The sequence below is a fragment of the Saliniramus fredricksonii genome (genome assembly GCF_900094735.1).
GTDB lineage: Bacteria > Pseudomonadota > Alphaproteobacteria > Rhizobiales > Beijerinckiaceae > Saliniramus > Saliniramus fredricksonii.
The window spans coordinates 25,166-37,380 of the sequence record NZ_FMBM01000002.1 but is presented as its reverse complement, the minus strand read 5'-3'; the positions used below and the strand labels follow the sequence as shown (position 1 = coordinate 37,380).

The 12,215-nt window shown below is 62.3% G+C and carries 11 protein-coding genes; 2 read left to right on the top strand and 9 right to left on the bottom strand.

Translation table 11 applies throughout. The features are described 5' to 3' along the window. Nucleotides 1-84: 84 nt before the first annotated feature. The 4 genes from GA0071312_RS06720 to GA0071312_RS06705 form a co-directional block, all read right to left on the bottom strand. Nucleotides 85-498 (bottom strand): AtpZ/AtpI family protein, encoded by a 414-nt coding sequence (locus tag GA0071312_RS06720; protein WP_074444320.1) that lies wholly within the window; start codon nt 496-498, stop codon nt 85-87. A 175-nt stretch (nt 499-673) separates the two neighbouring features. Continuing rightward, nucleotides 674-4,126: a chromosome segregation protein SMC gene (smc, locus tag GA0071312_RS06715; RefSeq protein WP_074444319.1), complete on the bottom strand. Its 3,453-nt coding sequence runs from the start codon at nt 4,124-4,126 to the stop codon at nt 674-676. A gap of 72 nt (nt 4,127-4,198) precedes the next feature. Beyond that, nucleotides 4,199-4,816, bottom strand: coding sequence for a DsbA family protein (locus GA0071312_RS06710; protein WP_074444318.1), 618 nt, complete (start codon nt 4,814-4,816; stop codon nt 4,199-4,201). Between the two features lie 136 nt (nt 4,817-4,952). Further along, nucleotides 4,953-5,528 (bottom strand): DUF721 domain-containing protein, encoded by a 576-nt coding sequence (locus GA0071312_RS06705; RefSeq protein ID WP_074444317.1) that lies wholly within the window; start codon nt 5,526-5,528, stop codon nt 4,953-4,955. A 283-nt stretch (nt 5,529-5,811) separates the two neighbouring features. Here GA0071312_RS06705 and GA0071312_RS19915 point away from each other — a divergent pair, with 283 nt between their 5' ends. Both GA0071312_RS19915 and GA0071312_RS06695 read left to right on the top strand, forming a co-directional pair. Then, the gene (locus tag GA0071312_RS19915) at nt 5,812-7,086 is read left to right on the top strand and encodes a carboxylate--amine ligase (protein ID WP_165603976.1); all 1,275 of its coding nucleotides are present in this window, start codon (nt 5,812-5,814) and stop codon (nt 7,084-7,086) included. Beyond that, nucleotides 7,083-8,423 (top strand): lipopolysaccharide biosynthesis protein, encoded by a 1,341-nt coding sequence (locus GA0071312_RS06695; RefSeq protein ID WP_074444315.1) that lies wholly within the window; start codon nt 7,083-7,085, stop codon nt 8,421-8,423. Before GA0071312_RS19915 ends, GA0071312_RS06695 begins: the two co-directional genes overlap by 4 nt. An 86-nt stretch (nt 8,424-8,509) precedes the next feature. Here the strand turns inward: GA0071312_RS06695 and GA0071312_RS06690 are convergent, their stop codons facing one another. From GA0071312_RS06690 to GA0071312_RS06670, 5 genes are all read right to left on the bottom strand, one after another. Then, nucleotides 8,510-9,394 carry a DMT family transporter gene (locus GA0071312_RS06690; RefSeq protein ID WP_165603975.1) on the bottom strand — a complete coding sequence of 295 codons (885 nt, stop codon included), beginning with the start codon at nt 9,392-9,394 and terminating at the stop codon, nt 8,510-8,512. Beyond that, nucleotides 9,384-10,325 (bottom strand): DUF6024 family protein, encoded by a 942-nt coding sequence (locus GA0071312_RS19615; RefSeq protein WP_131817728.1) that lies wholly within the window; start codon nt 10,323-10,325, stop codon nt 9,384-9,386. Before GA0071312_RS19615 ends, GA0071312_RS06690 begins: the two co-directional genes overlap by 11 nt. After that, nucleotides 10,318-10,716: an NUDIX hydrolase gene (locus tag GA0071312_RS06680; RefSeq protein ID WP_074444312.1), complete on the bottom strand. Its 399-nt coding sequence runs from the start codon at nt 10,714-10,716 to the stop codon at nt 10,318-10,320. The genes GA0071312_RS19615 and GA0071312_RS06680 overlap by 8 nt, the downstream gene beginning before the upstream one ends. A 63-nt stretch (nt 10,717-10,779) precedes the next feature. Next, entirely contained in the window at nt 10,780-11,499 is a 720-nt protein-coding gene (locus GA0071312_RS06675; RefSeq protein ID WP_238947143.1) for a hypothetical protein, read from the bottom strand. 48 nt (nt 11,500-11,547) lie between these two features. Further along, nucleotides 11,548-12,171, bottom strand: coding sequence for an LOG family protein (locus GA0071312_RS06670; RefSeq protein WP_074444310.1), 624 nt, complete (start codon nt 12,169-12,171; stop codon nt 11,548-11,550). Nucleotides 12,172-12,215 lie beyond the last annotated feature (44 nt).

The window sequence follows — 12,215 nt, the reverse complement described above, 5'->3', positions numbered from 1 at the left end:
TGCTCGCCGGACGCCGCATCAGGATGCGTGAGCCAGCCGCCAAAACCAGTTTTTCCGTCGCTGCGCAGCCCTGCGGCGACGCCTTCAGTCACGCGCGTCGTCCTCGGGCCGCCGTGCAGACACGGGGGACTTATCCGAGGTCGCCTTGCGATTCAACTCCCCGGATGCGCGCAGCATGTTCAGCATGCCCGATCCGAAACCCAAAAGCAGGCCGATGATGAACCCCCAGGGCGACGAACCCACGAAACTGTCCAGCATCCAGCCGAGAAATCCGCCGGCAATCACGCCGGCAATGAACTCGGCCGAAAGGCGAAATGCCTGGCCGAGCCCGCTGGCATCGGAGGCCTTGCGCCGTGCGGCTTTTGCGGCTTTCTCCTGCCCGGACGAGATTTCGCCCAACCGGGAGTCGAGACGCGCGAGCCTCGTGGACAATTCGGCTTCGTCGCCGGGTTTCGGCTCGTCTTTGTCATTCCCGTGCCGTTGCGGATCAACCATCATGACACCGTCAAGGGAGGGAAGGACAAGAAAAACCGGCCCCCGTCAGCCGCGCGCACCATATTGGGGGCTCGATACCGTGTCAAGGATCACGATGAAACTATTAACTATTTGATTCATATAAATAAATCGGCCCAGCGTGAAAACTTCGTCCGGTTTGTTTCGCACCTGCAGCGTTTCAACCGGCCTCCCGCAGCTGTTCCGCCTGCTCCAGATCGACGCTGACCAGTTGCGAGACGCCGCGCTCGGCCATGGTCACGCCGTAGAGCCGGTTCATCCGCGCCATGGTGATCGGATTGTGGGTGATCACGAGAAAACGCGTGCGCGTGGTGCGGGCCATCTCGTCGAGGAGATCGCAATAGCGCTCGACATTCGAATCATCGAGCGGCGCATCGACCTCATCGAGCACGCAGATCGGCGAGGGATTGGTCAGGAACACCGCGAAGATCAGCGCCGTCGCGGTCAGCGCCTGCTCGCCGCCGGAAAGCAGCGTCATGGTCTGCGGCTTCTTGCCGGGCGGACGCGCGAGGATTTCGAGCCCGGCTTCCAGCGGATCATCCGAATCGACCAGGGTCAGCTCCGCCTCGCCGCCGCCGAACAGGGTCGCAAACAGCGCCTTGAAATGGCCGTTGACCACGTCGAAAGCCGCCAGCAGGCGCTCGCGCCCCTCGCGGTTGAGGCTCGACACGGCCTGGCGCAGGCGCTTGATCGCCTCGACCAGGTCGTCACGCTCGGCGCCCAGCGTGTCGCGCCGCTCCTCGATCTCGCGCAATTCGTCTTCCGCGCGCAGATTGACCGCGCCGAGGCGCTCGCGATCATGGCGCAGGATCAGGAGCCTGTCCTCGACATCGCCGGCGGGCGGCGGCTCGGCACCCGGCTCCAGCCCGGCAAGCTGATACAGCCCGTCCGGCGTGGTCTCCAGGTTGTCGCGGATTGCCCGGTCGAGCTCGGCGAGCCGCGCCTGCTGGGCATCGCGGCGTGCCTGCGCGGCCGCTGCCGATTCACGCGCCGATGAGAGCGCAGCGAGCGCCTCGCGGGCAGTCCTGTCGGTCTCGGCCTGCGCCGTCTCGCCCTCGGCCAGCCGGTCGGCGGCTGCGCGCCGGGCCGCCTCGGCCTGCTCGATCTCGCTTTCGAGACGCCGGCGGCGCATGTGAAAATCGTCCGGCGCCTCGCGCAGGGCTTCGAGCTCCTCGCGCGCCGCCGCGACGCGCTCGTCGACATCTTCGAGCGCCGCGCGGGCGTTTTCTGCGCGCTCACTCCAACTGCCGGTTTCGAGGGCGATCGCCTTGCGGCGGCTCTCGGCCAGTTCCGCCTCGCGCACCAGACCCTGAAGCGTGGCGCGTGCCTCGGCAGCTTCAGAGCGCGCCTGTGCGGCAGAAAGCCGCGCATCCTGGAGACGCGCCTCCAGTTCCGGCGCGGGAGTAAGGTCATCGAGCGCCTCACGCGCCTCCCCGGCGCGGCTCTCGGCCTCTTCCAGATCGGCATCGAGGCGCGCGAGCGCGTCTTCGAGCCCCGACAGACGCGCGATCCGGTCGGCATCGGCCCGCTCGGCCTGCGAGCGGCGTGCCGCCGCATCGTCGCGCCGGCGCCGCGCCTGGCGGGCCGCCTCCATCGCCTGATTCTCGCCCGAGGCCGCTGCGCGGGCCGAGGCCTGGGCAAAATCGAGATCACGCCGGGCGAGATCCGCCTCGTCGCGCGCCTGTGCCGCTGCGCGCTGCAGATCACCCAGCCGGTTGCGCTCGGCGAGGCGTCGCGCGGCGGCGGAAGGCGCGTCGGCGGCGGCGGCATAGCCGTCCCAGCGCCACAGATCCCCCTCAATCGTGACGAGCATCTGCCCCGTGGCGAGGTGCCGGTGCAGCCGGGCGCCGGTCGCGTGATCGATCACGCCGATCTGCGCGAGCACGCGCGCGAGCGCCGGCGGCGCCGCGACATGATCCGAGAGCGGCGTCACGCCGTCAGGCAGGGCGGGATCACCGTCGCTGTCGAGCCTGCACCAGCGGATCGGCGCCGCCTCGTCCTGCGCGGCCTGGAGATCTTCGCCGAGCGCGGCGCCCAGCGCGATCTCGTAGCCCTTGTCGACACTGACCGCGTCCAGCATGGGCGCATGCGCATCGCCTTCGGGGGCGGCGAAGAACCTGGCGAGCGTCGCCGCTTCGGTTTCGAGCTTTTGCGCCCGGCGTTCGGCCTCGGCGAGCGGCCCGCGCGCCGCGCTCTCCGCATCGCGTGCGGCAACCAGCGTTTCGCGGGCGCTCGCGGCACGGGCATCGGCCGCGTCGGCACGTTCCGATGCGTCCTCATGCGCCGCGCGCAGGGTCTCGAGATCGGCGGCCGCACCCGAATCGGCAAGCGCTGCATGCTGGGCTGCGATCTCGGCCCGCTGGCGGGTATAGCGCGCGGCGCGTTCGGCCTCCTCGCGGGCACTGCGTTCGAGACCGGCGCGACGCGCATTGAGATCGGACATGGCGGCCTGCGCGGCGTTGAACGCCTCCTCGGCCCGCGCGAGCGCCGCGTCACGCTCTGCACAACGCACCTCCGCCGCCTCGCGCGCAGCCTTCACCTGCGGGCCGTCGGTACCCAGCCCCTCCGCCTCCTCGCGCAAACGCGCGATGCTGGCCTGCGCATCGGTGATCAGCGCCTGCTGGCGCTCACGGTCACGCCCGAGTTCGACCAGGCGACGCTCCAGGGCCTGGGCACGATCGCGGGCGCGGGTTTCCTCCGCTTCGAGCGCGGTGCGCACGAGCACGAGACGCTGCAGGCCGGCGGCGGCCTCGGCTTCCTTCTCGCGCAGACCGGGAAGCGCATGGGCGGCGATGGCCTGCAGCCGGGCTGCCTCCGCCTGCCCGGCGCTGCGCGTGGCCACTTCCGCCGTGATGGCGGACAGGGCATTCTCGGCCTCCACCGCCTCTGCCCGCGCTTCGCGATAACCGATCAGCTGGAGTGTGGCTTCGAGCCGGCGGATATCCGCGGAGAGCGTGCGGTAGCGCGTCGCCTGCCGGCTCTGGCGCCTGAGACTGTCGGCCTGCTGGTCGATCTGGCCGAGCACGTCCTCGACGCGGGAGAGGTTCTCCTCCGCCGCGCGCAGGCGCAGCTCCGCCTCGTGGCGGCGTGCATGCAGCCCGGCAATGCCGGCAGCATCCTCCAGAATGCGCCGGCGCGCCTGCGGCTTGGCAGCGATGATCTCGCTGATCTGCCCCTGACGCACCATGGCGGCGGAGCGTGCCCCGGTCGCCGCATCGGCAAAGAGCAGCTGCACGTCGCGCGCACGCACCTCACGCCCGTTGATGCGGTAGGTCGAACCGGCTTCGCGGGTGATCTTGCGCGAGATTTCGAGGATTTCAGCGTCGTTGAAGGCGGCGGGAGCGGTGCGGTCGGCATTGTCGACGGTGACCGTCACCTCCGCCGTGTTGCGCGCCGGGCGATGGCCCGAGCCGCCAAAGATGACGTCGTCCATGCCCGAGGCGCGCATGCTTTTATAGGAGCTCTCGCCCATCACCCAGCGCAGGGCCTCGACGAGATTGGACTTGCCGCAGCCATTGGGGCCGATCACACCGGTCAGCCCGGGCTCGATCAGGAATTCCGTCGGCTCGACGAAGCTCTTGAAACCGACGATGCGCAGGCGCGTCAACTGCATCGGCGCACCCTCCCCCCGAAAGCAGGATCGCGGGCGGACGCGCGCCGCGCGCCGTCATCACGGCTGAGAGGATCAGCCGTCGAGTTTGGGTGCGAGGATTTCCTCGAACTGATCAATCGACAACGCTCCGCGATGTATCTCGCCGTCGACGATGAAGGTCGGTGTTGAATTCACACCCTGCTCCCGACCCTCATTGGTGACAGCCATGATGCCGTCATAGATCGCCTGATCATTCAAGCAGGATTCGAATTTTTCCTGTGAGAAACCGACCTGACGCATCATTCCGGCGAGTTCGTCGAGCGGGCGGTCGCCGAAAGCCCATTGCCGCTGGGTCTCGAACAGCATGTTCACGATCGGAAAATACTGTTCCTCGTCGCAGCGCGCCAGCATGAACCCGGCGATCGCGAGCTGATCGAGCGGGAATTCACGAAAGATCATGCGCACCTGACCGTTATCGACATAGCGCTCGCGCAGGAGCGGATAGGTGTTGGTGCGGAAATTCGCGCAATGCGGACAGGTCAGCGAAGCGTATTCGATGATCTCGACCGGCGCATCCGGGCTGCCGACCATCATTTCCCGCCATTCCCCGGCATCCGCTTCATGGTTGTCGGCAAACGCTGCCTGGCCGAATGCGAGGCTCGCGGCCCCGGCACCGACCAGAAGACCCATTGCGTGACGCCGATTGATCATTGCACTTCCTTTCGCTGAGTGCGCACGGGCGGGCCGCGCACAAATCTACCGGAATTCATTCTGACGAGCCTTGTGGCAAGAATGCGCCCCGGCGCGCAAGTCCCGGGCGGCTCACAGTCTCGTGTACCGCGCACACTCACCGCCTGCCATGGCGCGGGCCCTTGCCGGCGATCACCGCCTCGCCGAAGCGCGCCAGCGCCGCGCGCAGGCCGGGATCGTCGATGGCGTCGACTTTGGCGGCGACCATCTGTGCCGTCTCCGGATCCGCCGGCACCGGTGCGGCCACGCGCTCGGGCGGGCGCATCACCGGGCCCTGGCGAATCACGACGCGCCCGATACAGGCCCAGCCATAATGGGCGTTGAGGCGCTCGATCACGAGGGGCACGGATTGCTGGAAATCCAGCGCGAAGGCGCCTTCGACCCGCACCACCAGCGTGGCGGGATCGGGGGCGCGCTCGGGATCACGCGGACCGCGCCGGCGCGGCCATTCCAGCTTCACCGGCTGGGAGAAGACAGCCAGATGGGAGCCGACGATTTCCGGCCATGCCGCGATCACGTCTCCGGAAGCAAATCCCTGTTTCGCCAGAGCCGGCGCCATGCAGCGGTCGAGCAGTTCCGCAAGCGCTTTCGCGCGCGCTGGACGGCGCGCGGGGCGAGGCGCGGGACTGTCGTACGAGGGACGCCGGGTCCGAGCGGGTTCATCTGCGACCATGACTTTGGAAACCTTGCACAGGTTGAGCGCCACGCGACGGAGCCGGGCGGGCGAGCCGTATCTTCAGCGCCGCTTCGTTGCGCACGGTCCGCCAGCCTCGATATCCGGCAACGTCAAGCCGGGAAGCACCCTTGTCAAGCGCGGCGAGCGGATCGGTTCATGCGATTTTCACGCATCGGCAGGCCGGCGGCGATCACGCGGCGCAGGCACTGCGCCACCGATCGGGATGACCTTACGTAAGTTTTGTAACGCGATTTTTACATCTGTATGTGCGGATGATCTCATGACAGCGACAATGGGCAGTAGAGATTTTCAACGACAGTCACCGGATTCGGAGCGGGTCCTGGTGATCGGTGACGATACGCGTGCGACGCTGGCAGTGGTGAGATCACTCGGGCGCGCCGGCAAGGAAGTGCATCTTGCACCGTTCAACTGGCATTCCCCTACGACACATTCAAGATACGTGACCCGGGTTCACCAATTGCCGCGCAACACCCGGATGCAGAGCTGGGCCAAAGCTGCTGCGGAGATCCTCGCCCGCTGGCGCTTCGACCTCATCATCCCCTGCTGCGATCGCGGGATCATCCTGATCGAAAGCGCGCCCGAGACATTCGCCGGCCAGACGATTGCACGCCCCGAACCGACGGATGCGGCGGCACAGCTCTTCGACAAGGCGCAGACGCGGGCCCTCGCCGAAGAACTCGGTATCCGGGTGGCGCCCGGCTGCATGTTGGATGACGGCGCCACCGCAGAAACGCTCGCCGACAGGCTCGGCCTGCCGCTCTATCTCAAGCCCCGGCGCTCCTACGAGCCGGGAAGCCTCGGTGAGCGCGGCAGCGTCATGCGCGCCCATACGCCCGAGGCTCTTGCCGAGGCCCTGTCACGCATTGCCGCGCCGTCCGGCTGGCTTGCCGAGGCCGCCATACCCGGTACCGGCGTGGGCTATTCGGTCCTTGCCCATCAGGGCGCCGTGACCCAGGCCTTTCAGCATTGCCGATTGCGGGAGGCGGCGGCCGGCGGCAGTTCCCTGCGGATGAGCGAGGCGCCGGATCCCGAACTGGGCGCGACTGTGGCGGCGATGGTGGAACGGCTGCACTTTTCCGGCGTATGCATGTTCGAATTCCGACGCCGGCCCGACGGAGGCCATGTGCTGCTGGAAGCCAATGCCCGTTTCTGGGGCTCGCTGCCGCTTCCGGTCGCGCTCGGTGTCGATTTCCCGCTGTTCCAGTATGATCAGATCGTGCACGGCATCACCCATCCGCAGGTCGCCTATCCCGCCGGGACATGCGCGCGCAATCTGCTGCACGATGCCCGCAATATCGGGCGTGAAGCCATCAGCGGGCACGGTTTGCTCGATGCGGCGCGCGATCTCTCGGCGCTGGCCGCCCACCCGCTTCTGGCGGCATGGGGACGCGAGCGCTCGGATACGCTCGTGCAGGACGATCTGATGCCGGGGGTGCTGGAAATCACCGGTGCGGGGCGGATGGCGATCAACCGCTGGCGCGCGAATCGCAGCGGTGCCGCAGAGCGGCGCAATGCCGGGCAGACCGGTTCATGACGGCCTTCACCGCCCTGGCCGGAGGATTGCGCGACAGGTTGCGCGATGCTGATCGCATGGATGCCGCAGCCGCATTCGCGATTCGCGTCAGCGGGGCGGGGCTGACTCTGCTCAGCCAGCTGATCGCGGCCCGCTGGCTCGGGCTTGCCGGATTCGGGGCATTCTCCAACGCCTGGGTCTGGGCAGCGCTCGCGGCGGCGCTGGCGCAGGCGGGCCTCGCATCGACGACGACCCGGTTTGCTTCCGCCTATCGCACGCAAGGCGACCGGCAAACCCTGCTGGGCCTGATCCTGTTCTCGCAGGCCGTGGCCTTCGGGCTCGGCCTCGTCGCCATGGCGACGATCATGCTCGTCGCGACGCGCCCCGCCATCGGCCTCGGCCCGGCACAGATCGACGCGCTTCTGGTCGGCGCGCTGGCCGTGCCGCTGCTGGCGCAGATCGATATCGGCAAGGGGCTGACGCGCGCCGCCGGCTCTGCGGCGCTGGCGTATCTGCCGGGCATGCTGCTGCGGCCCGCCCTGCTTCTGGCCGGGATCGCCGTTCTGATCGGCATCGGGGCCGCACCCGATGCGGCGACGGCCATGTGGGCGAGCCTCGCCGCCGTGATCGGCGCCTGGATCATCCAGTGGGGAATCGCGAGCTGGCGGCTGCGCAGCGCCTGGCGTGTCTGGCCCCCGTCCTGGCAGAAGCGCCGCTGGAGCGGCGTATCGGCGGGCGTTCTGGTCTCGGATGCCTATCTGCTCGTCGTGGCTTCGGTGGATATCATTCTTCTGAATATTCTGGCCTCGCCGGAGACCGGCGGCGCCTATTTCGCCGCCGCCAAGCTCGCAGCCTTGACCTCCTATGTCTTCTTTGCCGTCTCCGCAGTGGCGCAGGGGCGCCTCGCCGCGCTGGCGGCGCAGGGCGCCACCGACCGATTCGAGGAAACCAGCCGGCGCTTCTGCGGTCTGACATTGTGGCCGACCCTCGCCGCGGCGACCGGGCTGGCGCTGGCGGGCCCGTTCCTGCTCGAACTGTTCGGACCGGGTTTCCGTGAGGCTTCCGGCCCGCTGCTGCTCCTGATCGCGGCCTATATCGTCCAGGCGACGACGGGCCCGATCCGGGTGCTGCTCATCATGACCGATCACCAGAGGCATCTGGCGCTGCTGCTGACAGCTTGCGCCGTGCTGTGCATCGGCCTCAATCTCGTCCTGATCCCCGCCCTCGGGATCTGGGGCGCGGCATGGGCCTTCTTCGCCACGACGACGACGGCGAGCCTCTCCATGGCCCTGCTCGCACGCCGCTCACTCGGTTTCTGGTGTCTGCCACTGCCGATAACATCGGCCACGCAGGGCTGAGGCCGGGCGGCGTCGGGCCATCGAATAAATTGATCGTCGCTTGTGGCGGGCACATGCGCCGCGCGAAGCCATGTCGGTAACAGACTTCAATGCTTCGGGGCGGCAGCGAAACGACGCCATCGGCGCATACTGTAGAGACTATGCAGCGCCAGGGTCGCAACCACGATCAAGCCGCCTGACAAGGCATAAGCCGTGGGTGCCTCGGCGAGGACGGCCCATATCCATAACGGCCCGAGCACGGTTTCGAGCAGAAGAAACAGGCCGACCCGGGGAGCGGGCAGATACCGGGGCGCCATTGCCAGCAAACCGAGCGCCAGCGGCACCAGAAGCAATCCCTCAACGCCCATCAAGACCATACTCTGCCACGATCCGAGCCAAAAACCACCGACGAAGGGCATCAGTACGATCGCAGACATAAGGCCGCCCAACGCCGGAGCCAGAGCGAGATTTGCCCGGGTCCGGCGTGATACGACGAAGGCACACGCCATGCTCAGCGCTGCGACCAGCGCGATGGCATCCCCGGCATTAATTCCACCTCGCAGCCCTGGCCATGCGACCACCAGCATACCGCTGAAAGCCACGCCGCATGCAACCAGCGTCGCGCGCGACGGGCGCTCGTTGAGAATGACGATAGCGAGAATAGCTGCCCAGAAAGGCGCCGTCGCAATGATGAGGAGCATGTTGGCAATGCTTGTCATCATCGCACTCGCGACGAAACTGATACTGGCGATGCCGTAAAAACAGGCAACCGTGACGCCGGTCTTTCCGTTCAGCATCCGCAGGTCCGCATGCGGACGAACCACTTTTAGAATAAACAAGGCAGCGCAGCCGGCGGCAAACATGGACAGGCCGCGCCAGAACGCCATCTGCAGGGGTTCAGCACCGATCATCCGCAAGAGCAGTGTATCGAAGCTTAAAAGGAACGCGCCGGCAAACGCGATGAGCACACCGGTTCTGGAGCTATCGGCCAAGACCACCTCCTGGATTCGCAGCGCGACGAATGACGCTAGCCAGTCGGGCTGAATGGTCGACAGGTGCGTCGCCGAGCACACCCCGAATGGCGCCGGATACTCTGATCATTCGCTCGCCTGAAAGTTGTTTGATTGTGAAAGGCGAGCGGAACGGTATCTTGTGGAGAATTTCCGGATCGGCCACCCTCAAGACCGCGAAGGGGAGCGGCTGGTTTAGTGGTGACAGTATCGAAACACCGTCGGTCGACAATTCTTGGGCTTGCGCTTCATCCATCTGCAACGCAAAAGTGTTGATCACGCGTCCTTCAAGGAGTTGGGCGCGCGCCAAGGCTTTCCGGATGGTCGGAAACGCAACCGTCCCCGCTTCCGCCATTTCCGCTACGGCGCGCAAATGCGGGGCATCCAACTCATCACTGATGCCCAAAAGGCCAAGGCCTGTGGCCAGACCCGTATGTTTGTGAAGCGGGCAGATGAACACATCTGCAGCGAGCGCCGCTTCATGATGTGCTGCAGTGGCAAAACTCTGAGCTATGTCGCAGACAGATGGCTTGCCAGCCTCTAGAAGTGGCGGTGCGACACATCCGGTCGTCGGATCAATATGCGTTTGAAGCGTCAGAATGCGCTCATCACCCCCGGGCAACCCGCCGGCAGCCAGAATCCGGTATGGCGCATATGCGTTGTTTGCAGGCTTGAGGCCGAAACCTTCCGCACAGAGCCCGACAATTGTCGTCAGCAAACCATGCGTCGTATTATTCAATATAAACAATCTGTGTTTTATTCCGAGGTGAAAAGCAAGCAATTGCTTTAGCTCAAAGCGAATTACCGCACAATCAGAATAGTAGTTCTCATTTTTTCGCACCAGATCCGGATGTAACGCAGCTGAATCGATTTTTCCGAAGGCGCCAGCGGTTCTTAATTTTGACTTATTCATCGATCAGATCTTGCGCTAGCAGTCGGGGTATCACACAATCCTTGAAGATGGAGGCTATTGGAACCCGGGTTTTTCCATTGACCCAGCGAATTTCTTCGATTTCGGAATTTGGATAACATTCCCCGTATACAGATACGAACCAAGCGTGAATTATAATTATCTTATGGTCAAACGCAGCTTCTCTCTCAAAAGAATCGAAATACAGTGCGTCGGATATTTCGACGCCAATTTCTTCTGCGACCTCACGACGCAAACACTGGATTTGTGTTTCCCCCGGCTCAATTTTCCCGCCGGGAGAAATGAAAATATTCGTGAAACGCTTACGTACAACTAGGAGAGTTTTTTCACGAATAATAATTGCTGCACATTTTTCCATGAGCAAGGCATCCATCTTTACTCTCTTCACTCTCAAAGTGAGTTGTTGTATTTTATTTATATATTCTAATATAGATTTCTATACAGTATGAAAATGAGAGTTTTGCACCAATGATTCCATTTCTTTTGGTGAAAAACCAATTCCTGCTGAAATAAATTTCACAATATCATGAAAAATATCTTCTTTTTGCTTCAAATATTCATAAATTGTTTCATCAGATGGGACAGAGAAGCTGTCAGAAAATATAGATATCCCCTCAAGAGATTTCGTCGACAATCCGAGCTGCAAAAGCCGATACTTTACATCTTCTGACGACTTTGCAAATTCGTATATAGGACTATTATATTCGATATCATAGTGTTTCATCATATCAATAAAGTACTCTTTTGCAACATTTCTCTGTTCGGGGTAATCTCTTTGATAGTAAGCAATTCCATCATTGACTTTCTTGATACAATTTCTGTGACAATAATCAATTATATGTGCGTGAATTGCAATTTTTTCACCAAGCAGCACAAGATTTTTTTTATGATGAAGAATATCTTTCTCAATTTCAGCGATCGCTATAGAGCGAAAACTTCCACTAATGTCCTGAATGACATGATCAACAACCAATGAGCCAAACCGATCACGAAGTTCTTTGACACGGTAGGAAAGTATGCCCCTATGGAGCGAGCATCCGCTATTGCCACTCCAAAGGTGAACTGGAATCCCTCGTAACATGAGATGAGAAGCAGCAAGCGTGCTATCTCTACCACCTGTGAACATTACTAATTCAGCTGATTGATTTTTCTGCATGATGTTTTCCTTCCATAACCTTGAGATTTTACGTGACAATGCAATAAATTATTTAATATTAAATAACTGTATTAAATGATTTATTACGTCGGATTCTTCATCAAATATCATCATCTTTTCAGTCTCATTCGGCTTAATATAGCCATTGCCTGCCACAGATACATTGAGCCAATTTATCATTCCATGCCAGAAATCTTTGCCATACAATACAACAGGCTTATCCGGCATTTTTTTTGTCTGAATCAGAGTCAATATATCAAATAGCTCATCCAATGTTCCCATACCGCCTGGCATAACCACAAATGCGTCGGAACAACGGGCAAATGCGAGCTTTCGCGTAAAGAAATTTTCGAATGTGAGCGAAATATCCTGCAGGTCGATGCTGGGAACTTCGAATGGCAAAGCAATGTTGAAACCGACTGAGCGTCCTCGTGCACTCTGCGCTCCCTCGACTGCAGCGCGCATGATACCTGGACCGCCCCCCGAGATCACTGTGAACCCTTTCTGTGCCAATGCCTGCCCCAGCCCGTGCGCACTACGGAACTCATGCGAATCGGCAGGCGTACGCGCGCTGCCAAAAATACTCACGGCTGGATGCAGCGAGGCGTGCAACTCTTCGATACGCTCAAGCTCAAGCAGTACATCTGCAAACATTGTTGATGCTGTTTTCATTCATCCACCTCTAAACATCAGCTTTATAGCGAATATGCAACTTG